Source organism: Saccharothrix luteola, from assembly GCF_020859565.1.
GTDB classification, from domain to species: domain Bacteria; phylum Actinomycetota; class Actinomycetes; order Mycobacteriales; family Pseudonocardiaceae; genus Actinosynnema; species Actinosynnema luteola.
In genome coordinates, this window is record NZ_JAJHUO010000033.1 from 54,917 (window position 1) to 78,955 (window position 24,039).

The following is a 24,039-nucleotide window of genomic DNA, read 5'->3' on the forward strand; positions in this document are numbered from 1 at the left end:
CCAGCCGCCCTGCGGCTCGACGGCGGGAAGACACGGCGTCGCACTTGTCCGGCTCACGGTCGGACAAGTGCGACACTTTCGCGCGTGTCAGGACTGCGCGAACGCAAGAAGCTCGCCACCCGGACGGCGTTGGCCGACGCCGCCCTGCGGCTGTGCGTGGAGCACGGCCTCGACGGGGTGACGGTCGAACAGGTGGCCAACGAGGCGGGCGTCTCGCTGCGCACGTTCTTCAACTACTTCTCCTCCAAGGAGGAGGCCGTGGTCGCGGGTGACGTCGCGACGGCCGCCGCGTTCGTCCACGCCTTCGCCGCCCGGCCCGGGGAGGAGCCGGTGCTGCCGGCGTTGCAGGCGGCTTTGGTGGACGTCGTGCCCGACCGAATCGACCCGGAACGGGTGGCGCAGCTGCGCGTGTTGCGCCGCACGCCCGCCCTGCTGCCGCACCAGATCGCCGCGTTCGCCGTGCAAGAACGGGAGCTCGCCGCCGTCGTCGCCGCACGGGTCGGCGTCGACCCGGCCACCGACCTCTACCCGGCGATGTTCGCGGCCACCGTGATGGCGACCCTGCGGGTGGTCGTCGGCTGGTGGCTGGACGCCACCGAACGCCCCGAACTGTCGGAGCTGATCGGCGTGATGATCGAACGGCTGGACGCGGGTTTCGCCGCCGTCCACCCGAGCGGGGACTCAGGACTCCCGTATCGCTCCCACCCGGGACGCAGCAGGCCGAAATCGGGCGCACCCGGGTGAACAGGCGTGCACGGCCCACCTGGATGACGTATCCCGGTATGGGCGGACAGCGGGGGTGTCGCGCTCGAGGGTGTTGCGCTGTCGGGATGTTCGTGCGCCGCGGCCGGGTGACCCGGGCCTTCGGCATCGGTGCAGGTCCCCGGCGTGCCGGGAGTCCCGGACGACCCCGAAGTTCCGGCAGCGGCGAAGAAGGACCTGCGGTTGCGCGCAACCCGCCCGCCGCCACCCCGCCGTCGTGCTCGGCGTGGTCGTCGGAGACCGCCTGCTCCCTGCTCTGCCTGCTGGGCTGAGCGCGGCACACGCCAACCGGCCGGTGGGGGCGTTCGTCCCCACCAGCCGGGACGCGCGTGGTCAGTCGCCGATGGTGATGGGCTTGGCGTCGACCGGGTCGACCGTGGTGACGTCCGCCGCGCCGCAGGCGCTCAGCAGTTCGGCGCGCTTGTCCGCGTCCGCGTACTCCTGGCCGAAGTGGAACGGCAGCGCGAACTTCGGCCGGGTGGCCGCCACCAGTTCGCCGAGGTCCTCGGCCGTCATGTGGCCGCGGCGGTGGATGCTCTCGCCCACGTCGCGCGTCAAGCCGAACGCCTCACCGATCAGGACGTCGCAGCCGGCGAAGTCGTGCTGGTGCGAGGGCACCGGGCCGGTGTCGGCGGTGAACCCGATCTTCGCCCGATCGGTTTCGACCACGACGCCGTAGCACGGCACCGGGTGGTCCGTCGGCACGAGGCGCATCGTCAGCTGCCCGCCCAGCGCCACGGCCTCCTCGGCGCACTCGACCCACGCGAGGTCGAACACCCGTTCGGGGTATTGGACCTGCAGCAGCTCCTTGAGCCCGGCCAGGACCGACGGGTGTCCCACGACCGTGAGCTTGAGCAGCGGGACGTCACCCTCCCGGTTGAGCAGGCTGCGGGTGAACACGAAGTTGGCGAACCCGCCGGCGTGGTCGGAGTGCAGGTGCGACACGTACACGTGGGTGACGTCGGTAGGTGACAACCCGGCGGCCTGGAGCCTGCCGACGGGGTCGACGCCGACGTCGAGCATCACCTCGGCGTCGTCCACGGCTAAGTGGAACGACGTGGTCGGGCCGGCGCTCGAATTCGACCAATGGCCCAGAGTGGTCACGAGGATGTCAGTCGTCACGGATGACCTCGATTCAGGGGGATGGCGGTCATGGCTCCGCAGGCCCTCTCGGGCAGGGCGGAGCGACGACCCGGGATGTCCTTTGTGGTCACCGCCCGGATTTCCGGCCCCAGCGGCGGGTGAAGTCGAATCCGGCGGTAAGCCCATCTCGGAGTGCCCGTGGCGAAAGTCGGCCAAACGCCGCCGATCGGGGCGCGGTCGGCGTGCTCACCGACCGTCGGCTCGCGGGGCTCAGGCGTCCCAGGTGATCGGGAGCGCGTGCACGCCGTAGACCAGCATGTCGTCGCGCATCGGGACCTCCGCCGCCGGCACGGCCAGTCGCAGTCCGGGCAGCCTGCTCAGCAGTCCGGTGAACCCGACCGCCATCTCCACCCGGGCCAACTGCTGGCCGAGGCACTGGTGCACGCCGTGCCCGAACGCCAGGTGCGGCCCGCGCTCGCGGGTCACGTCCAGCACGTCCGGCCGGGGGTAGTGGTGCGGGTCGCGGTTGCCCGCGGGCACGGAGACCAGCACGGTCGAGTCGGCCGGGACGACCTCGCCCGCGATCTCCACCTCCGCCGTCGTGGTGCGGACGACTCCGAGGTGGACGATCGACAGGTAGCGCAGCAGCTCCTCGACCGCGCCGGGGATCAACGTGGGGTCGTCGTGCAGGGCGGCGAGCTGCCGGGGGTGCTCCAGCAACGCGAACGTGCCCAGCGCCAGCATGTTGGCCGTCGTCTCGTGGCCCGCGACCAGCAGCAGGTTCGCCATGCCGATCAGCTCGTCGTCGGTGAGCGTCGGGTCGGCCTCGATCAGGCCGGACAGCATGTCGTCGGTCGGCGTGGCCCGCTTGGCGCGCACGAGGTCGTGCATGAACGCGCGCAGTCCGTCGGCGAGCCGCATCATCTCGGCCACGGGCAGGTCCAGGCGCAGCAGCTTCCCGGTGCGCTCCTGGAACTCGCCGCGGTCGGCGTACTCGACGCCGAGCAGCTCGCAGATCACCAGTGACGGCACCGGCAGCGCGAAGGCCTGTACCAGGTCGGCGCCCGGTCCGGCGGCGATCATCGCGTCGAGGTGGTCGTCGACGATCCGCTGGATGCGCGGTTCGAGCTGACGCATCCGCCGCACGGTGAACTGGCCGGTGAGGAGCTTGCGGTAGCGGGTGTGCTCGGGCGGGTCCATGGTGATGAAGCTGCCCGCCCGAGCCCGCTTGTCGGTCAACCGCGCGCGGACCGGCTGGGGCAGCTTCTCCAGGACGCGGCGGCTGCGGAACCGGTCCGAGCTCAGCCGCGGGTCGCCGAGCAGGGTGCGGGCCAGCTCGTGGCTGGTGACGATCCACACCGGGTCGCCGTCGAGCATGGTCATCCGGTGCACCGGCCCCTGCTCGCCGAGGCGGGTCAAGGCCTCCGGCGGGTTGAACGGGCCGGCGTCACGTCGGGTGAGCTCGGGCGGCAGGGGGACGGTCGGCCGGCCGGTGGAGGGGCGTTTCTCCTGGGAAGCGGTGGTCATCGACGGTCCGTTCCCGACCCGGCGTGACCGGGCCGCTGCTCGGTGTGGTGGGCGTGACCCACGGTACCAAAACGTGCACTCTGTGCAGCTTTTTCGTGTAACTCACTGCACAACGCGAAATCTTGCACGTCGTGCAAGATTGAGCGATAGTTGTATGTGGCAAGCAATGCGGAGAGACAGGGGGACGGCATGGACGCCGTCGCGCGGGAGCTGGAAGACCGGGTGCGGGACCTGCTGAGGGTCGTGCGGATGGTCAAGCAGCGACACCACGCGCTGCCTCCCGGCCTGATCGGCACGCTCGGCCTGATCGCCCGCGCCGGCGCGGAACCCACCGGGTGCCACGCCAAGCAGTTGGCCGCCAGCGCCGGGCTCGACCCGTCCACGGTGAGCCGGGCGGTGGCCGCGCTGGTCGCGAACGGCCTGGTCGAACGGCGTGCCGACCCCGACGACGGCCGCGCCAGCATCCTCGTGGTGACCGAACGCGGTCACGCCGAGCTGGCCGCCGCCCGGGACTGGTACGACCGGCTGCTCGGCCGCGCGCTCGCCGACTGGAGCCCTGAAGAGGTCGAGGCGCTGACCAGCTCCCTGGGCCGCCTGACCATTGACGTCGAAGGAGCCCTCGGCTCCACCTTGGAGGCCGCGCGATGAGCGCACCCGCCACCGCCAACGGCACGATGAGCCACCGCCAGGTCCTGGAGGCTCTGAGCGGTCTGCTGTTGGTGCTGTTCGTCGCGATGCTCAGCGGCACCGTCGTCTCGACGGCGTTGCCGCAGATCATCGGTGCGCTCAACGGCTCGCAGACGCAGTACACCTGGGTGGTCACCGCCACCCTGCTCACCGCGACCGCCACCACCCCGGTCTGGGGCAAGCTCGCGGACCTGTTCGACAAGAAGACCCTGGTCCAGGTCGCCATCGTGATCTTCGTGGTCGGCTCGGTGGTCAGCGGCTTCGCGCAGAGCGCGGGCCAGCTCATCGCGGCACGCGCGTTCCAGGGCATCGGCGTCGGCGGTTTGCAGGCGCTGGTGCAGGTGGTGATCGCGGCGATGATCCCGCCGCGCGAGCGCGGCCGGTACAACGGCTACCTCGGCGGCGTGATGGCGTTGGCCACGGTCGGCGGGCCGCTGCTCGGCGGTCTCATCGTGGACACCTCGTGGCTGGGCTGGCGCTGGTGCTTCTTCATCGGCGTGCCGGTCGCGGTGATCGCGTTGTTCGTGCTCCAGGCCACGTTGAAGGTGAAGACGGTCCGGCGCGACGACGTGAAGATCGACTACCTGGGCGCGAGCCTGATCGCGGTCGGCGTGAGCGTGCTGCTGGTGTGGATCTCGTTCGTGGACGGCTCGTTCGCGTGGCTGTCGTGGCAGAGCTTCGCCATGGTCGGCGCGTCGGTGGCGCTGCTGGGCGGCGCGGTCGCGGTCGAAGCGCGTGCGGCGGAACCGGTGGTGCCGCTGGGGATCGTGAAGCAGCGCACGACGGCGTTGGCGATCCTGGCCAGCGTGGCGGTGGGCATGGCGATGTTCGGCGGCGCGGTGTTCCTCGGCCAGTACTTCCAGATCGGCCGCGGCTACAGCCCGACCGAGGCCGGCCTGCTGACCATCCCGATGATGGTGGGCGTGCTGGGCGCGTCCATCGTGTCGGGGCGGCTGATCACCAAGACCGGCCGGGTCAAGCCCTACATCGTGGTGGGCGCGGCGACGCTGGTGCTCGGGTTCCTCGCGCTGGGGCAGATCGACCACGACACGTCGCTGGTCCTGGTCGGCGGCGCGATGCTGCTGGTCGGCACGGGTGTCGGGTTGAGCATGCAGAACCTGGTGCTCGCGGTGCAGAACACGGTGCCGTTGAAGGACATCGGCGCGGCCAGCTCCACCATCGCGTTCTTCCGGTCGCTCGGCGGCACGATCGGCGTGTCGGTGCTCGGCGCGGTGCTGGCGCGCCGGGTCGAGGACGCCATCACCCGCGACCTGACCGCCGCGGGCATCCCCGTCGGCGGCGCGGGTGGCGGCAACCTCAACCTGAACGTGCTGCCGGACGCGGTGCAGCACATCGTCCGCAACGCGTACGGCGACGCCACCGGCCACATCTTCCTGATCTCCTCGGCCATCGCGGTGATCGGCGTGGTCGCGGCCCTGCTGCTCAAGCCGATCACCCTGCGCTCCAGCCTCGACCTGGCGGAGGCCAAGCCGACCGTCGGCGCGGCTTCCTAGGGAGTCGCTCCGGTTGGCGAGAACCCGTTGAGGTGTGGCACTCCGGCCACTGCCGCGCCGGCTGCGGCGCTCCTAACGTCCAGGGCGGAACGTTTTCCTGCGACGACAAGGACCGCCAACCATGGTCGTGGTCTCGGCACTGCTCATCGGCGTGCTGTACGTGCTCCTGAACTCCTTCGTCCCCGACCGGCACCGCCGACCGTTCAACGCGGTCATGGTCGGCGGCGCCGGTGCGGCGTACCTCAGCGGCGGCGGGTTGGGGGCGTGGGAGTTCGCCATCACCGCCGTCATCACGCTCTGCGCCTACCGCGGGCTGACGTCGTGGACGTGGATCGGCATCGGGTGGCTCGTGCACACGGCCGCCGACGTGGCGCACCACGTGCACGGCAACCCGATCGTGCCGTTCGCCGAGCACTCGTCGCTCGGTTGCGCGATCTGCGACCCGGTGATCGCCCTGTGGGCGTTCGCGGGCGGTCCGGGCTTCCGGTCAATGACCCCCGCAGCACTCGTGCGGGCTTTCCGCCTCCGCCGGGCGCAGCACGCCACCGACGGCGGGCTCCACGAGTAGCAGCAGCTCGCCGTCCCGGCACACCGGGCGCACGAAGCCCAGCGTCTGCACCGGGTCGGTCGGCGCGACGTCGACACCGATGCCGACCACCCGGTCGATCGCCGACCCCGCCACCACCTCGGCCGCGGGGTGCGTGCCGGTGAGCGCCGACTGGCCGGGGAACCGGACGCACCGGCCGTCGACGCGGTCGCGGCCCGCCCGGGCGGCACGCGCGGCGGGCGTGTCGGAGTCGTCGAGCACGGCCACCGGACCGCCCAACGCCTCCGCCAGCCGATCCAGGTCCACCTCACCGGTCACGTGCGCGGACAGCGCGGTGACGGCGACCGGCCCGGACCGGTCCGTGTGCGTGCACACGAAGTCCGCCGCCACGCCGTCGAACGCCGCCAGCAGCAGCGCGTCCACGTGCGCCGCGCCGTGCTCGCCGGGCAGCGCGGGCACGGCGCCGAGCCACGTCATCAGATGACGTCCACGAACACCGGGTTCGCGTAGAACCACAGGTCCGCCCACGGGTCGGCGTCACCGATCACGTCCATCACCGGGTTGCCGTCGGAGGTCAGCCGGTTGCCGTCCGAACCGCGCAGCCGCAGGTAGAACGCGCCTTCCACGCGGCGGAACGCGTGCGTGAACTTCACCGTGCCGCGCGCGGTGCGGGAGACCTCGAACGACTTCACCACCTGCGTGGCCGGCGCGGAGAACGCGTCGCGGTCGGCCACCGGGCCGGTGATCGGGCCGGCGATCAGGTCCACCTTCGCCAACCGCGGCACCACGCCCGCGAAGTTCGCGCCCCGCGCCAGGTCGACCTCGATCACCACTTCGACGTCGTCGCCGCGCCGGACGAACGTGCGACCGCCGATCGTGACGCCCCGGTTGTCGCCCTCGCCGAGCGACCGGACCCGCAGGTTCAGCCCGTCGATGATCCGCCCGTGCACCGCGACGACCTTGCCGCCCTGCATGCCGCGCATCACGTCCACATAGGACTTGGAGTCCGCGCCGACCAGCGTGGAGCTGTAGAAGCCGGGCCAGTAGTCGCTCTCGACCTGCGGCACGCCGGTGTCGATGGGCGCGCCGCGGCTGCCGGTCGTGTTGTGGTCGCCGGTGCCCTGCTTGTGGGTGTCCAGGTGCACCCGGTGAGAGTCGGACGTGGCGGTGACCCACCACGGCCTGCCCTCGGCCAGCAGCGAGTCCCACAGGCCACCGACCTTCGCGGTCATCCAGTCGAACCCGCCGTAGGTGCGGTAGGGGTTCTCCGTCGCGGTCGGCGCGAAGCCGGGGAAGCTGTCCTGGTTGGGCGAGGCGTCGTAGAGCCCGCGCGCGGCGCCGCGACCGCCGTTCGCGGTCGGGATGCCCGCCGCCTGGTGGCCGGGCGCGCCCTCCATGCCCACGGCCACGCCGGGCGCCGCGTCGCGCCAGCCGCGGAACTCGTGCGGGCTGTCCACGCCGCGCCGGGCCGGGTGGTTGGCGAACATCAGCGCGATCTCCGTGCGGCCGGCGAGCACCTGCGCCTCCAGGTACCGCAGGGCCGCCAAGGCGTACGGCTCGCCGTCGGCCGACGTGGAGCGGGTGATCAGGCCCTTGCCGCCGTTCGCGACCGGCGTGGACAGGACGCCGCCGTCGTAGGCGGCCTCGAACGCGCGCAGGATGTCGACGGTGGACCGGCCGGGCGGCAGGAACACGGTGGCGTGCTCGGCGCCCGGGATGTTCCACTCCAGGCCCTGGTAGACCAGCACGTCCCGGTGCGACCTGCGGGCGCGCTCGATGTCCGGCGCGACCTGGTCGATGGAGAACTTCTGGTGCGCGACGCCGCCGTGGTCGGTGATCACGACCCAGTCCAGGCCGTGCTCGCGCGCCTTGGCGACCTGCTGCGCGACCTCGTACTGGGCGTCGTTGGAGTACTTGGTGTGGATGTGGTGGTCGCCCGCGAACCAGCGCCCGCGCCCGCCCCACGGGTTCACCGGCGTGGCCGGCCGGTCACCGTGCGCGTGGGCGGGCAGCGCGCCCATCGTGGTCGCCACGCCGGCCGCGCCCAGACCGGCCAGGAACCGGCGTCGCGCCACCGAGAGCGGCCGGTCGTCCCGGGCGTCGCGCCAGCTGCCCTCCACTTCCTCGTGGTGGTGCTCGTGGGTGTGGCCGTGGTGGTGGTCGTGCGACATGCGGAACTCCGATCATGACCCGAACGGCGGCAGGCCGAAGTATCGTTTTGCGGCCATGCGCCGGGTGGTGCGCGGAGTCGAACTCCCGGTGAACACTCGACGCGGGCGTGGGACCGTCAAGACGGCGTAAAGGACCGGGGTTGCACCACGCCGGGAAACGGGCGCGCGCACACTGGGGCCGTGGACGGCAAGCGCAAGCGCGGCGAGCTGAGGATCTACCTCGGCGCGGCGCCCGGGGTCGGCAAGACGTTCGCCATGCTCGGCGAGGCGCACCGGCGCAAGGCCCGGGGCACGGACGTCGTGGTCGGCCTGGTCGAGACGCACGGCCGGGAGAACACCGCGGCCCTGCTCGACGGCCTGGAGCAACTGCCCCGCCGCCACCTCGCCCCCAACGACCACCACCCCACCGACCTCCCGGCGACCTCGCCGCCGTCTGCGGAGCAGCGGCCATCCAACACAGAGATGGACGTCGACGGCCTGCTGGCCCGGCGGCCCGAGGTGGCTGTGGTGGACGAGTTGGCCCACACCAACCTGCCCGGGTCGCGCAACGCCAAGCGGTGGCAGGACGTCGAGGAGCTGCTCGACGCCGGGATCGACGTGTTGTCGACGGTCAACGTGCAGCACTTGGAGTCGCTCAACGACGTGGTCGAGCGGATCACCGGCGTGCGGCAGCGCGAGACCGTGCCGGACGAGGTGGTGCGGCGCGCCGAGCAGGTGGAGCTGGTCGACCTCACGCCGGAGGCGCTGCGCCGCCGCCTGGCGCACGGCAACGTGTACGCCGCGCACAAGATCGACGCGGCGCTGGGCAACTACTTCCGGGTCGGCAACCTCACCGCGTTGCGCGAACTGGCCCTGCTGTGGGTGGCCGACCAGGTCGACGTCGCGTTGCAGCGCTACCGCTCGGAGCAGAGCATCACCGACACCTGGGAGACCAGGGAACGGGTCGTGGTCGCGATCAGCGGCGGCCCGGAGAGCGAGACCCTGATCCGCCGCGCCCGGCGCATCGCGGCGCGCGCGGGCGCGGAGCTGCTGGTCGTGCACATCATGCGCGGTGACGGGCTGGAGGGCGTGTCGCCGCAGCTGGTGGCGGGGTTCCGGCGGGTGACCGAGGACGTCGGCGCGACGTTCCACACCGTGGTCGGCGACGACGTGCCCACCGCCCTGCTCGACTTCGCCCGCGGCGTGAACGCCACGCAGCTCGTGCTGGGCACGTCGCGCCGCTCGCGGCTGGCCAGGGTGTTCGACGAGGGCATCGGCGCGGCGACCGTCCAGGAGTCCGGGCCGATCGACGTGCACATGGTCACGCACGACGAGGCCCGTCGTGGCCCGCGCCGCCGCTGGACGGCCGCCGCGCACCCCCGGTACCGCAAGCTGCTCGGCTGGGTGCTGGCGGTCCTGCTGCCCGGCGCGGTGACCGGGATCGGGCTGCTGCTGGGCGAGGGCCTGACGTTCTCCACCAACCTGGTCGGGTTCTTCCTGGCCACGGTGGTGGTCGCGCTGGTCGGCGGGCACGGTCCGGCGCTGGCGGCGGCGTTCCTCGGCGCCGGGCTGCTGAACTTCTTCTTCACCCCGCCCTACTACACCCTGGCCATCGCGACGGCGGCGAACCTGGTCACGCTCGTCGCGATGCTGGTGGTGGCGGTGCTGGTCGCGCTGGTCGTGGACCGGGCGGCGCGGCTGGCCGAGCAGGGCGCGCGGGCCCGCACCGAGGCCGCGCTGCTCGCCTCCTACGCGCGCACGGTGCTGACCAGCCCGTTCCCGCTGGCCCGGCTGTTGGAGAAGGTGCGGGAGAACTTCGCGCTGGAGTCGGTGGCGTTGCTGGAGCGGCGCGACGGGGAGTGGGAACGGGTGGCGTGCGCCGGCCCGCGGCCGTGCGCCGAGCCGGACGAGGCGGACGTGGACGTGCCCGTGACGGCGGACGTGCACCTGGCGCTGCGCGGCCGGGCGCTGCCGGCGGCGGACCAGCGGGCGCTGGAGGCGGCGGCCGGTCAGGCGTTGATGGCGTTGCGGCAGCAGCGGATGGCCGCCGAGACGGCCGAGGCGCAGCGCCGCGCGGAGACCACGGAGCTGCGCACCGCGTTGCTGTCCGCCGTCGGCCACGACCTGCGCACCCCGCTGACCTCGATCAAAGCCGCCATCGGCAGCCTGCGCGACATCGACCTGGAACTGTCCGATGAGGACACCTCCGAGCTGCTGGAGACCGTCGAGGTGTCCGCGGACCGGCTGACCGGCCTGATCGACAACCTGCTCGACTCGTCACGGCTGGCCACCGGCGCGGTCGTGCCGCAACTGCGTGCGGTGACGTACGACGAGGTGGTGGCGCGCGCTCTGGCCGGCATCGACGAACGCCGCACGGTGTCCGTGGACGTGGCCGAGCACCTGCCACCCGTGCTCGCCGACCTCGGCCTGCTCGAACGCGTGGTGGCCAACGTGATCGACAACGCCCTGCGGCACGGCAGGCTCACCCCGCGCCGCGTGGTCGACGTGGACGGCGACGGCCGGATCCAGGCCGACGAGCCGGAGGTCGCGGTGCGCGCCAGCGCCTACGGCGACCGGGTGGAGCTGCGGGTCGTCGACCACGGGCAGGGGCTGCCGAAGAACACGGCGAGCGCGGTGTTCGCCCCGTTCCAACGCCTCGGCGACCGCGACGCCACGCCCGGCATCGGCCTCGGGCTGAGCGTGGCGAAGGGGTTCGTGGACGCCATGGGCGGCGCCATCACGGCCGAGGACACGCCCGGCGGCGGCCTGACGATCGTCATCTCGCTGCCGATCGCCGCGGTGACGACGGCATGACCTCGGTCCTGCTGGTGGACGACGACCCGGAGATCGTGCGCGCGCTGCGGATCAACCTGAACGCCCACGGCTACCGGGTGCTCACCGCTTCGGACGGCGCGTCGGCGTTACGCGCGGTCGAGGAGTTACTGGCGGCCGAGGACGGACCCGACGTGATCGTGCTGGACCTCGGCCTGCCGGACCTGGACGGCCTCGACGTGATCACCGGCCTGCGCCGCGTCACGACCGCGCCGATCGTCGTGCTGTCCGCCCGGCTCGACTCGGCGGACAAGGTCCGCGCGCTGGACGCGGGCGCCGACGACTACGTGACCAAGCCGTTCGGCGTGGACGAGTTCCTGGCCCGGCTGCGCGCGGCCGTGCGCCGGTCGGGCGGGCGCCGGGCCGCGGCCGACGAGCCGCCGGTGCGCACGGCGTCGTTCACCGTCGACCTGACCGCGAAGAGGATCCACCGCGACGGCGCCGAGGTGCACCTGACGCCGACCGAGTGGGGCTTGCTGGAGGCCCTGGTGCGGGCGGGCGGCGAGGTGCTCAGCCCGCGCCGGCTGCTCACGGAGGTGTGGGGGCCGGCGTACACGTCGGCCACCCACTACCTGCGCGTCTACCTGGTCCAGCTGCGCCGCAAGCTCGAACCGGACCCCGCCCACCCGCGGCACCTGATCACCGAACCGGGCCGTGGCTACCGCTTCCAGCCGTGATCAGCGCTGCGGCGTCGCGGTGATCAGGGTCCACTTCACGGCCTTGACGGTGCCGTCGGCCGCGGTGCTGTCGCCGACGATCACGCCGCGTTCGTTCAACGCCGTCGGCCGGCTGTGCGTGCCGCGCGGCGAACCCAGGTACAGGACCTTCCCGGCGCGCCACACGAACGCGCGCGGCGCGTTGGCGTTGTCCGCCGTCGTCCAGCCGATCACGTCGCCCCGGTCGTTGATCGCGACCGCCAGCGAAGGCCCGGGCACGCCCAGGTCCACCGACCCGCCGCCGGCGGGCCACAGCGTCGCCCGCCGGACGCCGGACTCCGTGCTCCAGCCCACGACGTCGCCGCGCTCGTTGATCGCCTGGGTGCCGGGCGCCACCCCGCCCGACGTGGACAGCACCGTCACGGCGTCGCCCTCCCAGCGCAGGGCCAGCGCGTCCCGGCTGCCCGCGACCACCCCCGCCTCGTTGATCGCCCTGACGGAGTACCAGCCGGAGCCCGGCGCGGCGGCCAGCCGTGCGCAGTTCCCGGCGGCGTCGCAGCGGAAGGCGTAGTTGTCGGGGGGACCGAACATGGGCGCCTTCGACCCCACGACCATCCCGGCGTCGTTGATCGCGCTCAGCGACAGGTGCGCTCCACCGCCCACCGAGAGCCCTTCGTGCTTCGTGCCACGCCAGACCGTCGCGCCTTCCTGGTGGTAGCCGTACGGCGAGGTGGAGTACGTCATCGGCACCTCGCCACGGTTGTTGATCGCCGTTGCGCCCACCCAGCCGGAGCCGCCGGGCGTGATGTCGGTGACCTCGCCCTCGTGCCAGATCCACGGTTGCTGCACGTAGGGGCCGAGTTCCGGGACCTGCACCAGGCCGAGCACCTGGCCGACCTGGTTCAGCCCGGCGGCGTGGCCCTCGCCCAGATCGGTGGCGGTGTTGTCGCGCGCCCACCGCACGGCGTGCGACGTGCCGTTGCCGTAGGCGGTGCCGACGACCTGCCCGAGGTCGTTGACCGCGGTGACGTAGTGGTTGGGGTAGCCGGACAGACCGGGCAGTTCGGTGACGAGGGCGGCTGCCCGCGCGGCGGGCGCGGTCACCAGCGGCAGGGCCACGGCCAGCGCGAGGACGGCCGCGGGCGTGCGTAACTTGGGCATGGTCGCTCCAGTGCGAGATGTCCGCTGAATCGATCCGACGGTAGTCTCGGCGCGAGACCGCCGGCGTCGGCCGGACAGCGGAATCAGGGGGACCGTTGACCGCGGACGAAGTCCTGGCCCGGTTGAGCGAGAACGCCGAGGTCATCCGGCTGACCGGCGGCGTGGTCAACACGGTGTGGCACGTCCGCGGCCCGGACCGCGACGTCGTGCTCAAGACGTCCGAGGACGCGCCGCCGTCGTTGTTCCAGGTCGAGGCCGAGGGGCTGGCGGTGCTGCGGCGGCACGGCCTGCGCACGCCGGAGGTGCTCGACGTCGGCGCGGACTGGTTGCTGCTGGAGGCGCTGACCCCGAGGCCGCTGGAGACGGACGCGTTCTGGGAGAGCGCCGGGCGCGCGATCGCCGCGTTGCACGACGTGCGCGGCCCCCGGTTCGGTTGGGACCACGACGGGTGGTTGGGCGTGCTGCCGCAGCGCAACGACTGGCGCGACGACGGGCACGCGTTCTTCGCCGAGCACCGGCTGCTGCGCTACCTGGACGAGCCGAAGGCCGACGCCGTGCTGACGGCGGAGGACCGGGACGCGGTCGAACGGCTGTGCGCGCGGCTGCCGGAGATCGTGCCCGCCGCGCCGCCCGCGTTGACCCACGGCGACCTGTGGCACAACAACGTGGTGTCGACCGCGGCGGGCGAGCCGGTGTTCATCGACCCGGCGGTGTCGTGGACGTGGCCGGACGTGGACCTGAGCATGATGTTCTGCGGCGCCGACTCGCCCGCCCGGTTCTTCGACGCCTACCACGAGGTCCGGCCGCTGGACCGCGACTGGCGCGACCGGATGCCCGTGGTGTTCCTCCGGGAGGTCCTGAGCACGCTGGCGCACGAAGGCGACCGCTGGGGTTCCCTCGACTACCTCCGCGAAGTGCTGCGACCGTTCCGCCGCGTGCCCGCCGACTCGCCGGAAGCGGGCTCGATCGCCGGGCCTGAAGGAGGTCCCGCGTCGAGCTGATCGACCGGGGAGTTTGCCGGGGGAGTGTCAGGGCTACCCCAAGATTTTCCCCCTGACGTGGCCCACCCGCGGGGACGCGCACACGATGTGCGCCGTGGCGCGACGAAGCGCCGCCGCTCCTCGGAGGAGGTCGTCCGTGAACCGCTTCAGCTGGTGCGCGTCGCTCGCCGTGACGCTGACCGCGGTGCTCGCCGCGCCCGTGACCGCCGACACCGGGCAGGTCCCGTGTCCCGCGCGGCTGCCGGCGGACGCGACCTGCTACGGCGGGCAGGACGCCAACGGCGCGTTCGTCGCGTTCGCGATCCCGGCGGACTGGAACGGCTCGCTGGTCGTGCACTCGCACGGCGGCCCCGACCTGGCCGCGCCGACCGCGGACCGCCCGATCGAGGACCTGAACCGCTGGGCGGTGATGGTGCGCGAGGGCTACGCGCTGGCGGGCTCGTCCTACCGGCGCGGCGGATACGGCACCCGGATGGGTGCCGAGGACACCGAGAACGTGCGGAAGCTGTTCGTGCAACGGTTCGGCGTGCCGCGCAAGACGGTCCTGCACGGCCAGTCGTGGGGCGGGAACGTGGCCGCGAAGGCCATCGAGGCCTACGACTCGTACGACGCCGCCCTGCTCACCAGCGGCGTGCTCGCGGGCGGGTCGCGCGGCTACGACTACCGCGTCGACCTGCGCGTGGTCTACCAGTACTACTGCGGCAACCACCCTCGGCCGGACGAGCCGCGGTACCCGTTGTGGATGGGGCTGCGCGCCGACTCGACCATGACCACCGCCGATCTGCGCGCGCGGCTCCAGGAGTGCACGGGTTACCAGTCGCCGTCCGCCGAGCGCAGCGCGCGGCAACAGCGCAACCTGGACGACATCCTCGCCGTCGTCAGGATCCCCGAGAGCGCGCTCGCGTCGCACCTCACCTTCGCCACGTTCACGTTCCGCGACATCGTGCACAACCGGCTCGGCGGGCGGAACCCGTTCGGCAACAGGGGAGTGCGGTACGCGGGATCGCACGACGACGAGGCGTTGAACGCGGGCGTCGAGCGGTTCAGCGCCACGCCGTCGGCCGCGCGCGACCTGTCCTACGACAGCGATCCGACCGGCGCGGTGTCGATCCCGGTGATCACCCTGCACGGGATCGGTGACGCCACGGCGTTCGTGGAGCACGAGTCGGCCTACCGGGCGAGCCGGGTCGGCGCGGGGACGGCGGAGAACCTCGTGCAGGCCTTCACCACGGAAACCGAGCACAGCGCGCTCAGCGACTCGGAGTACGCCGCCGCGCTGCGTGCGCTCGTGAGGTGGGAGAGCACCGGCCACAAGCCCACGCCCGCGTCGATCGCCGCCGACTGCCCCGCCGCCGACGCGAAGTACGGCACTGGCTGCTTCTTCGACCCCTCGTATCAGCCCGCGCCCTTCTCGGCACACGTGTACCCGCGTCCCGGCGGCACCCGGTGGCCGGCGATGACGGCCCGGCAGGAATGGTTGTGGGCGCGGCTGGGCCAAGTGGGTATCGCCCCCTGACTGCGCTTCCCCGAAGCAACGTGGTGGCTCTCTGCGGTGTCCTACTCACTGAGGGCAGTGGCGGTCGGTGAGGTACCGCCACGGTGAGGGGAGTCCACATGTCCCGGAGAACCAGGGGACCACTCGCGTCCGGGCTGTTCGTGGCGGCCGTGATGATCGCCGCGAGCATCCCGGCCGCGGCCGAGCCACCGGAGCGGACCGGCGCGCCGCCGGTGGGCGCGCAACCGGACGGCACGGTCACGCTGCTGACCGGTGACGTCGTCACCGTCCACGGGGACCGCGCTCAGGTGCGCCCCGGTCGTGGCCGCGCCGACGTGCGGTTCGTGCAGCGCTTGGACGAGGACGGCGACCTGCACGTGCTGCCGACCGACGTGCTGGGCGACGTGCGGTCCGGCGTGCTGGACGAGCGGCTGTTCGACGTCACCGGCCTGATCCGGGCCGGCTACGACGACCGCTCGACCCGCGTCACGCCGCTGATCGTGACGTCGACCGGCCCGGCCGTGGCCGGTGAGCCGCTGCCCAGCATCGGCGGGTACGCGGTCAAGGCGCCGAAGGGCACCGCGTTCTGGTCCGGCGCGCGGGCCGCGGGCGTGGCGAAGGTGTGGTTGGACGGCCCGGTCCGCGCCACGCTCGACCGCAGCGTCCCGCAGATCGGCGCGCCGGGGGCGTGGCAGGCCGGGCACACCGGTGCCGGTGCGAAGGTCGCGGTGCTGGACACCGGCGTCGACGCGACGCACCCGGACCTCGCGGGCGCCGTCGTGGAGTCGCGCAACTTCACCGACAGCCCCGACACCGACGACCGCGTCGGCCACGGCACGCACGTCGCCGCCACCATCACCGGCTCCGGCCGCTACCAGGGCGTGGCGCCGGACAGCGCGGTGCTCAACGGCAAGGTGCTCGACGACAACGGCGGTGGTTACGAGTCGGACATCATCGCGGGCATGGAGTGGGCCGTGGCGGCGGGCGCCGACGTGGTCAACATGAGCCTGGGGGCCTCGATGCGCACCGACGGCACCGACCCGATGTCGCAGGCCGTCAACCAGCTCACCAGCACCAGCGGCGCGTTGTTCGTCGTCTCGGCGGGCAACAGCGGTCCGTCCGAGCAGACCGTCGGCAGCCCGGGCGCGGCCGACCTGGCGCTCACCGTCGGCGCGGTGGACCGGTCCGACCAGCTCGCCGAGTTCTCCTCGCGCGGACCGCGCTGGGACGACGACGCGATCAAGCCGGACATCACCGCGCCGGGCGTCGACATCGTCGCCGCCAAGGCGGCGAACGGCCGCATCGGCACCCCCGTCGGCGACGCGCACGTCGCGTTGTCCGGCACGTCGATGAGCGCGCCCCACGTGGCCGGTGCGGCGGCGATCCTCGCCGCACAGCACCCGGACTGGACGGCCGCGCGGCTCAAGAGCGCGCTCATGGCGAGCGCGAAGCCCAACGCCGACCTGACCGTGCACGAGCAGGGCGCGGGCCGGGTGGACGTGGCCGCGGCCGTCGCGCAGTCGCTCGCGGCCGAGCCCGCGTCGCTGAGCCTGGGCGTGGCCCAGTGGCCGCACGCCGACGACCAGCCGATCGAGCGGAAGATCACCTACCGCAACTCCGGCACCACCCCGGTGACGCTGACGCCGACCGCCGACCTGCGCGACCCGGCCGGCAACCCCGCGCACGCGGGCATGGTCGCGTTCTCGCCGTCGTCGCTCACCGTCCCGGCGGGCGGTGAGGCGGCCGTCGTCGTCACGGTCGACACCTCGTTGGACGGGCCGGACGGCCGGTACGGCGGCGCCGTGGTGGCCACCGGCGGCGCGACGCCGCTGCGCACGCCGATCGGCGTGACCAAGGAGGTCGAGAGCTACGAGGTGAAGATGACGTTCCTCGACCACACCGGCGCGCCGACGTCGGACTACTTCTTCCGGTTCGTGGACATGAACCACCCCAAGGCCTACCTGGACCACGACCCGTCCGGCACGGTCGTCGCCCGCGTGCCGAAGGGCACCTACTACGCCGACGCGTTCATCCAGACCCGGGAGACGCGGCAGCTCACCCAGGTGTTGGAGCCCAGCGTCACCATCACCGGACCCGCCGAGTTCGTGTTCGACGCCCGCGCGGGCAAGCCGATCGCGTTGTCGGTGGACGAGAAGAGCGCGGAGGTCGGCTACACCGAGGTGTTCTTCAGCCGCACGGCGGCCTGGGGCGACACGGGCACCGGCTTCATCGGGTTCCCGCCGGGCGCCGTGCTGTTCGTGCCGTCCAAGACGTCCGCGCCCGGTGCGGCGAGCTTCGACGTCGCGGGGCGGCTGGCCAAGCCGGACGGCAACGGCTCGTACCTCGGCAGTCCCTACCAGTACAACGTCGCGTGGCGGCACGACGGCGCGGTGCCCGAGCGGCTCGACCGGTCGTTCCAGCGCCGCGACCTGGTGAAGGTCAAGTCGCTGGTCTCCTCGGCCGGACCCGGCACGACCGGGTTCCGCGACCAGATGGCGGGCGGACCGCTGCCGCTGGAGCTCACCGAGTACTACTCGCCGGGCGTCGACTGGTACGGCGACTTCCTGCAGATGTCGGAACCGCAGGCGTTCCCGCCGCAGAGCGCCCAGACGACCGCGCAACCGCGCCGGTTCACCGTCGGCCGCACGGGGTCCGAGAAGTGGAACGCGGCCGTGTTCGGGCCGGCGTTCCCGACCAGGAGCCGCGCCTACGAGTGGGGCGGGCGACTCGGCGACGAGTTCAGGATCTCGGTGCCGATGTTCACCGACCAGGACCCGAACCACTACGGGTTCTCGGACGTCACGGCGGCGAAGACCACGTTGCACCGTGACGGCGTGCTACTGGCCGAGTCGCCCTACGACGGGTACGTGAGGGGCGTCGTGCCCGCGGGCAAGGGCACCTACCAGGTGCACGCCGAGGCCGAGCGGTCCGGTGTGGCCGAGCTGTCCACGCTGGTGGTGGCGGACTGGTCGTTCACCTCGGAGCACGTGGCCGGCGAGCAGCCGGCGGCGTTGCCGCTGCTCGCGGTGCGGTTCGCGCCTTCGCTGGACGCGGAGAACCGGGCGCCGGCCGGCCGGCCGTTCGCGATCCCGGTGTACGTGCAGCGCAACGGGGCGACCGGCGCCCAGGGCGTGGCGAAGCCCGCCGTGCAGGTGTCGTTCGACGACGGCACGACGTGGCGGCCCGCGCCGCTGGTCAAGGTCGGGCAGCGCTGGCTCGCGGCGGTCGTGCACCCGGCCGGCGCGAAGTTCGTCTCGCTCAAGGCCCAGGCGCGTGACGCCTCGGGCAACGCGGTCGACCAGACGATCATCCGGGCCTACGGGCTGAGGTGATCGACCCCCGGACGCGCCCGGTCACCGGCCGGGCGCGTCCAGCGGGTTGGCCGCCACCCGCTGCGCCCAGCCGTCGCGCACCAGCTCGGCGGCGGCGCAGCGCGGTTTGCGCTCGGCCTGGTCCTGCGCCCTGGCCAGGAACGCGTCGGCGAACCCGAGCCGCGGGTAGCGGGTCACGACGTCGTCCTTGATCCGCTCGGCGAACCGGTCCAGCCCGCGTCCGGACACGTCGGCGCCCACCGCGACCTGCAACAGGTGGCTCTCCGGGTCCTCGTCGGCCGGCACGTCGTCGCGCATGTGCCGCACGATCACCTCCGCCAACCGGTCGCGCCGCACCCGTCCCCAGCCCGCGCCGGCCGCGAACACCCACGCCACGTGCCCGCTCGCCTCCTCGAACGGCAGCGCATGGCTGTCGAACGGCGGTGTGAGCGCGAGGTCGTGCAGCAGCGCGGCGACGTACAGCAGCTCGCCGTCGTGGGCGATGTCCGCGACGGCCGCGTGGGCGGCGGCCAGCGAGTAGGCGCGCAGCGAGTGGTTCAGCAGCCACGGCTCGGCGTACTCGTGGCAGACCTCGAGCGCGGCCGCCGCCGCCTTCGAGTCGGGTCGGGCGAAGATGAACTCCACGGCGGCGAGCCTAGGGGAGAGCGAATACCGGTACGACACCGAAGCGCGGTGTAGCGCGCTGCCCGGCGCGAGCGATTCCGGCTGTGGCACAGCAGCCGCGGGCGCACCGCGGTTGTCCCCGACCCCAGGAGCGCCCGTGTCCCGATCATCCCGATTCGCGGTGGTGCTCGCCGCGATCGCGCCGCTGCTCGGCGGCGTGCTGCCGGCCCACGCGGCGGCAGACGACTTCTACACCGTCATCGACATCCCGTCGAGGAACCCGCAGGCCGAGGTCGGCGTCCCGTTCCTGGTCACCGGCCACGTGCGCGGCTCGTGGACGACGCCGATCACCCGGGTCGAGGTCACCACCGACGACGGTCGGACGTGGCACCCGGCCGAAGGCACGACCGAGTGGCGCTACGCGTTCACCCCGACCGGGCCCGGCGTCCACGTCACCGGCGCGCGGGCCTACAACGACACCGGCGTCAGCCCGGTGTCGGCGCCGGACATCGACGTCCACGTGGGCCTGACCGGACCGTTGCCGTTCGCGGGCTGCCTGTGCATCCTCGACTCGTTCGCCTGGCGCGGCGGGTACGACCCGGACCCGGAACCGGTGGAGGTCGGCACGCGGATCCGGTTCGACCGCCCGGGCGAGGTGACCGGCGTCTACCTCAAGCGCGGCGACTACCGCGGACCGGTCGTCGTCCACCTGTGGCGGGGTGACGGGACGTTGCTCGCCGAGCAGACCGGCGGCAGCGACCCCTCCAGTTGGCAGATCGTCGGGTTCGACCAGGCCGTTCCCGTGCAGCCCGGCGTCGACTACGTGGCGTCGTACTACACGCCGGAAGGCGGCTACCGCTCGACCGAGCACTACTACACCGGAACCGTCGTGTCCGCGCCGTTCATCGCGCCGCACAACGGCGTGTCCGGCGCGGGTGTGTACCGCTACGGCGTCGGCGGCGGTTTCCCGACCGAGTCGTGGCACGACAGCAACTACTGGGTCAGCCCGACGTTCTACGAGTAGGCGGGACGGTCGGCCCGCCACGGGCTACGGCACGACGCCGTCGGCGACCAGACCCGCCAGGATCGCCTCGCCGACCGCCGTCAGCGCCGATTGGGGCCGGATCATCACGGTGAAGGCCCCGATCCGGCCCTCCCCGTCCAACTCGATCAGGTCGATGCCCTCGACCTGCCTGCCGCCGACCGCGGTGCGGAAGTGCAGGACGTGGCCGGCCGGCCCGTCGTACTGGCCGACGTACCGGAAGTCCTCGAACGTCCGCTGGAGCACGCGGAACAGGGCGCGCACGGTGTCGATTCCCTCGAACGGGTGAAACTTCACCGGGCTGTGGAACGTGATGTCGTCGCTGAAGAACTCCGTGGCGCCGACGATGTCGCCCGCCTCGACGGCCGCCTTGAACCGCAGTGCCGCGTTCATCCTTGCCTCCGGGGTCAGATCGTGGCCGCGAGTCGCGTGCCCTGGTCGATGGCGCGCTTGGCGTCGAGCTCGGCGGCGACGTCCGCGCCGCCGATGACGTGCGTGACGACACCGCGCCCGGTGAGCGCGTCCACGAGGTCGCGCACGGATTCCTGGCCCGCGCACACCACCACCGTGTCGACGTCGAGCACCTGCGGCCGTTCGCGCCCGGGCCCGAACGTGATGTGCAGCCCGGCGTCGTCGATCCGCTCGTAGTTCACCCCGGTCAGCTGCTCGACGCCCTTGGCCGCCAGCGCCGCCCGGTGCACCCAGCCCGTGGTCTTGCCGAGGCCCTTGCCGATCCGGGACGCCTTGCGCTGCAACAGGTACACCTGGCGCGCGGGTTCGGCGGGCTTCGGCTCGGTGACGCCGCCGCGCACCAGCTCGGGGTCCGTGACGCCCCACTCGGCACGCCACTCGTCCACGTCGAGGGTGGGGGAGGAGGTGTGGGTCAGGAACTCGGTGACGTCCACCCCGATCCCGCCCGCGCCGATCACCGCGACCCGGTCGCCGACCGGCGCGCCGTGCCGGACGACGTCCACGTAGGACAGAGCGCGCTCCACGCCGGGGATGGCGGGCACGCGCGGCGCGACACCGGTGGCGATCACGACCTCGTCGAAGCCGGCCACGTCGTCGGCGGTGACCCTGGCGCCGAGGTGCAGCCTCACGCCGGTCAGCTCGATCCGCCGCCGGTAGTAGCGGATCGTCTCGGCGAACTCCTCCTTGCCCGGGATGCGGCGGGCGATGGCGAACTGGCCGCCGATGTCGTCGTCGGCCTCGAACAGCTCCACCTCGTGGCCCCGCTCGGCCAGGGAGGTCGCTGCCGCGAGCCCCGCCGGACCCGCGCCCACCACCGCGACCCGCTTGGCGCGGCGGGTCGGCAGCAGCCGGAGCGTGGTCTCGTTGCCCGCCCGCGGGTTGACCATGCAGGTCGCCTTCTTCAACGAGAACGTGTGGTCCAGGCACGCCTGGTTGCACGCGATGCACGTGTTGATCTCGTCGGCGCGGCCGGTCTCGGCCTTGCGCACCCAGTCCGGGTCGGCCAGGAACGGGCGCGCCATCGACACCATGTCCGCGTCACCGCGCGCCAGCACCTCCTCGGCGACCTCGGGCATGTTGATCCGGTTCGACGTGACCACCGGGATGCCGACGTGCGGGCGCAGCTTGGCGGTGACGTTCGCGAACGCCGCGCGCGGCACGGACGTGACGATCGTCGGCACCCGTGCCTCGTGCCAGCCGATGCCGGTGTTGATGATCGTCGCGCCGGCCGCCTCGACCTCCTGGCCGAGCGCGACGACCTCGTCCCAGGTCTGGCCGTCCTCGACGAGGTCGATCATGGACAGCCGGTAGACGATGACGAAGTCCGGACCCGCGGCGTCGCGGCAGCGGCGCACGACCTCGACCGCGAGGCGCCGCCGGTTCTCCGCGCTGCCGCCCCAGCGGTCGGCGCGCTTGTTCGTGCGCGGCGCGAGGAACTGGTTGATGAAGTAGCCCTCGGAGCCCATGATCTCGATGCCGTCGTAGCCGGCCTCGCGGGCCAGCGCCGTGGCCCGGGCGAACGCGTCGATCTGCGCGCGCACGCCCCGGTCGGACAGGGCGCGCGGGCGGAACTTGGCGATCGGTGCCTTGAGGGCGGACGCGGACACGCTGAACGGGTGGTAGGCGTACCGGCCCGCGTGCAGCAGTTGCAGCGCGATCTTGCCGTCGTGCTCGTGCACGGCCTGCGTGATCACGCGGTGGTCGCGCGCCTCGCGGTGCGTGGTGAGCTTGGAGGCGAAGGGGTAGAGCGAGCCGGCCAGGTTGGGCGAGAAGCCGCCGGTGACGATGAGGCCGACGCCGCCGCGCGCCCGTTCGGCGAAGTAGGCGGCCAGGGCGTCGAAGTCCTTGGCGCGGTCCTCGTTGCCGGTGTGCATCGAGCCCATGAGGACCCGGTTGCGCAGGGTCGTGAAGCCCAGGTCCAAGGGCTTGAGCAGGGTGGGGTAGGCGGTCATCGCCGGTCGTCCTCTCGCATCGCGGCCAGCACCTCGTCGCACCACTCGACCAGCGCCTGCTCGGCCCGGATGCCGCCGCGCAGGACCAGGTACTGGTGCAGCCGCCGACCGGACAGGGCCGACGGGTCCGGGAAGTCCTTCTTCTCGATGGCGAGGTAGACGTCGAGGCGTTCGGCGTGCAGGTCGCGGTGCCGCGCGACCTCGCCGGTCAACGCCTCCGCGTCACCCAGCGAGGCGCCGCGGACCTTGACCGAGAGGTCGTGCCGGATCGTCTCCGGCTCGCCCGGCGAGGCCAGCCAGCGGGCGAGCTCCTCGCGACCGGCTCCGGCGACCTCGTACACCTTCTTGTCCGGGCGGCCGTCCTGGGCGACCTCGTGGCACGACACCCAGCCGAGCTCCACCATGCGCTTGAGCGTGCGGTAGATCTGCTGGTGGGTGGCGGCCCAGAAGAAGCCGATGGACTTCTCGAACCGCTGGGCCAGCTCGTAGCCCGAGCCCGAGCGCTCGTCCAGCGACACGAGGATCGCGTGCTCCAACGCCATGGCGGTGACGGTAGCCGTGCAACGGGGTGCAGTGCAACAAGTTGCATAGGTCTCGCGCGAGATCCCGGCAGCCCGGGCGCGTCGACGGCGCCAGGGCTGCCGGGGATCCGTCGCTCGACTAGAAGGCGTCCACGACGCAGGTGCTCGCCACGAAGCCGTCGATCGCGCCGTCGTTCTCCAGGTCGACCGAGATCCAGCCGTTGGCGTTGCTGACGCCGCAGGCGGTGTACCGCCCGCCGGCCTCCAGCCACCCGCAGGCCAGCAGATCGCCCCGGTACACCGTGGCGATGATGCCGTAGTTGGTGCCGGGGCCGCTCCGGACGTTGAGCCTGTCGGTGTTGACCTCCACCCAGCCGGTGCTGCAGGTGGCGGCGGGCCGCGGGGCCTGCCGGTCGGACCCCGGGGCAGGCGCCGCGCCGGCGACGCCACCGAAGGTCAACCAGCCGAACAGCGTCGCGCCGACGGCGATCAGGGACTTTGCCTTGTTCATCACTACCGCCTCGTTCGATCGGTGTCTGGCCCGGCGGGGACCGGTGCGCGGGTCGACCACGACGGAGGGCGTTGCCGAACGTGGTGGTCGCCGCGCCCGGCCCACGATGGCGTACCCATGGTGTGAACCTCTTGCAGAGTTCCTGCACGGCGCTGGTGCAGGCGCTATGCCTGGTGTCGGGGAGAGACGTCT

20 protein-coding genes are annotated in these 24,039 nt (G+C 72.6%); 10 read left to right on the top strand and 10 right to left on the bottom strand.

What is annotated here, in order from left to right; all coding sequences use genetic code 11:
• Positions 1–84: 84 nt before the first annotated feature.
• Complete coding sequence (locus tag LNK82_RS37460) at positions 85–744, top strand: TetR/AcrR family transcriptional regulator (RefSeq protein WP_230571588.1); 660 nt, start codon at positions 85–87, stop codon at positions 742–744.
• 351 nt (positions 745–1,095) lie between these two features.
• Here LNK82_RS37460 and LNK82_RS37465 read toward each other — a convergent pair whose 3' ends face one another.
• Positions 1,096–1,884, bottom strand: coding sequence for an MBL fold metallo-hydrolase (locus LNK82_RS37465; RefSeq protein ID WP_230571589.1), 789 nt, complete (start codon positions 1,882–1,884; stop codon positions 1,096–1,098).
• Between the two features lie 231 nt (positions 1,885–2,115).
• On the bottom strand, positions 2,116–3,372 hold the full coding sequence (locus LNK82_RS37470; protein ID WP_230571590.1) for a cytochrome P450: 1,257 nt from the start codon (positions 3,370–3,372) through the stop codon (positions 2,116–2,118).
• A 189-nt stretch (positions 3,373–3,561) separates the two neighbouring features.
• Between LNK82_RS37470 and LNK82_RS37475 the strand changes: the two genes are divergently transcribed.
• From LNK82_RS37475 to LNK82_RS37485, 3 genes are all read left to right on the top strand, one after another.
• Complete coding sequence (locus LNK82_RS37475) at positions 3,562–4,020, top strand: MarR family winged helix-turn-helix transcriptional regulator (protein WP_230571591.1); 459 nt, start codon at positions 3,562–3,564, stop codon at positions 4,018–4,020.
• Entirely contained in the window at positions 4,017–5,573 is a 1,557-nt protein-coding gene (locus LNK82_RS37480; RefSeq protein ID WP_268997712.1) for an MDR family MFS transporter, read from the top strand. The genes LNK82_RS37475 and LNK82_RS37480 overlap by 4 nt, the downstream gene beginning before the upstream one ends.
• Before the next feature lie 121 nt (positions 5,574–5,694).
• Positions 5,695–6,141: a DUF6010 family protein gene (locus LNK82_RS37485; RefSeq protein WP_230571592.1), complete on the top strand. Its 447-nt coding sequence runs from the start codon at positions 5,695–5,697 to the stop codon at positions 6,139–6,141.
• Here LNK82_RS37485 and LNK82_RS37490 read toward each other — a convergent pair.
• Positions 6,061–6,597 carry a hypothetical protein gene (locus tag LNK82_RS37490; RefSeq protein ID WP_230571593.1) on the bottom strand — a complete coding sequence of 179 codons (537 nt, stop codon included), beginning with the start codon at positions 6,595–6,597 and terminating at the stop codon, positions 6,061–6,063. The genes LNK82_RS37485 and LNK82_RS37490 overlap by 81 nt on opposite strands.
• Positions 6,597–8,291, bottom strand: coding sequence for a PHP domain-containing protein (locus LNK82_RS37495; RefSeq protein ID WP_230571594.1), 1,695 nt, complete (start codon positions 8,289–8,291; stop codon positions 6,597–6,599). Before LNK82_RS37495 ends, LNK82_RS37490 begins: the two co-directional genes overlap by 1 nt.
• Positions 8,292–8,471: 180 nt before the next feature.
• Here LNK82_RS37495 and LNK82_RS37500 point away from each other — a divergent pair, with 180 nt between their 5' ends.
• Positions 8,472–11,084 (top strand): DUF4118 domain-containing protein, encoded by a 2,613-nt coding sequence (locus tag LNK82_RS37500; RefSeq protein ID WP_230571595.1) that lies wholly within the window; start codon positions 8,472–8,474, stop codon positions 11,082–11,084.
• Positions 11,081–11,779 carry a response regulator gene (locus LNK82_RS37505; protein WP_230571596.1) on the top strand — a complete coding sequence of 233 codons (699 nt, stop codon included), beginning with the start codon at positions 11,081–11,083 and terminating at the stop codon, positions 11,777–11,779. The genes LNK82_RS37500 and LNK82_RS37505 overlap by 4 nt, the downstream gene beginning before the upstream one ends.
• On the opposite strand, the gene LNK82_RS37510 is transcribed toward LNK82_RS37505, so the two are convergent.
• Positions 11,780–12,919, bottom strand: a complete 1,140-nt coding sequence (locus LNK82_RS37510; RefSeq protein WP_230571597.1) for a hypothetical protein — start codon at positions 12,917–12,919, stop codon at positions 11,780–11,782.
• A 95-nt stretch (positions 12,920–13,014) separates the two neighbouring features.
• Between LNK82_RS37510 and LNK82_RS37515 the strand changes: the two genes are divergently transcribed.
• The 3 genes from LNK82_RS37515 (at position 13,015) to LNK82_RS37525 (ending at position 18,747) form a co-directional block, all read left to right on the top strand.
• Complete coding sequence (locus tag LNK82_RS37515; protein ID WP_230571598.1) at positions 13,015–13,920, top strand: fructosamine kinase family protein; 906 nt, start codon at positions 13,015–13,017, stop codon at positions 13,918–13,920.
• Between the two features lie 136 nt (positions 13,921–14,056).
• Positions 14,057–15,436: an alpha/beta hydrolase family protein gene (locus LNK82_RS37520; protein WP_230571599.1), complete on the top strand. Its 1,380-nt coding sequence runs from the start codon at positions 14,057–14,059 to the stop codon at positions 15,434–15,436.
• 98 nt (positions 15,437–15,534) lie between these two features.
• Positions 15,535–18,747 carry a S8 family serine peptidase gene (locus LNK82_RS37525; protein ID WP_230571600.1) on the top strand — a complete coding sequence of 1,071 codons (3,213 nt, stop codon included), beginning with the start codon at positions 15,535–15,537 and terminating at the stop codon, positions 18,745–18,747.
• Positions 18,748–18,768: 21 nt separating this feature from the next.
• Here the strand turns inward: LNK82_RS37525 and LNK82_RS37530 are convergent, their stop codons facing one another.
• Positions 18,769–19,371 (bottom strand): HD domain-containing protein, encoded by a 603-nt coding sequence (locus tag LNK82_RS37530; protein WP_230571601.1) that lies wholly within the window; start codon positions 19,369–19,371, stop codon positions 18,769–18,771.
• Positions 19,372–19,507: 136 nt separating this feature from the next.
• On the opposite strand from LNK82_RS37530, the gene LNK82_RS37535 reads away from it, so the two are divergent.
• A complete protein-coding gene (locus LNK82_RS37535) occupies positions 19,508–20,374 on the top strand; it encodes a DUF4082 domain-containing protein (RefSeq protein WP_230571602.1) in 867 nt (288 codons plus the stop codon).
• A gap of 24 nt (positions 20,375–20,398) precedes the next feature.
• On the opposite strand, the gene LNK82_RS37540 is transcribed toward LNK82_RS37535, so the two are convergent.
• From LNK82_RS37540 to LNK82_RS37555, 4 genes are all read right to left on the bottom strand, one after another.
• Positions 20,399–20,785, bottom strand: a complete 387-nt coding sequence (locus LNK82_RS37540) for a nuclear transport factor 2 family protein (protein WP_230571603.1) — start codon at positions 20,783–20,785, stop codon at positions 20,399–20,401.
• Positions 20,786–20,799: 14 nt separating this feature from the next.
• A complete protein-coding gene (locus tag LNK82_RS37545) occupies positions 20,800–22,815 on the bottom strand; it encodes an NADPH-dependent 2,4-dienoyl-CoA reductase (RefSeq protein WP_230571604.1) in 2,016 nt (671 codons plus the stop codon).
• A complete protein-coding gene (locus LNK82_RS37550; RefSeq protein ID WP_230571605.1) occupies positions 22,812–23,357 on the bottom strand; it encodes a PadR family transcriptional regulator in 546 nt (181 codons plus the stop codon). The genes LNK82_RS37545 and LNK82_RS37550 overlap by 4 nt, the downstream gene beginning before the upstream one ends.
• A 118-nt stretch (positions 23,358–23,475) precedes the next feature.
• Entirely contained in the window at positions 23,476–23,847 is a 372-nt protein-coding gene (locus tag LNK82_RS37555; protein WP_230571606.1) for an SH3 domain-containing protein, read from the bottom strand.
• Between the last annotated feature and the right edge of the window lie 192 nt (positions 23,848–24,039).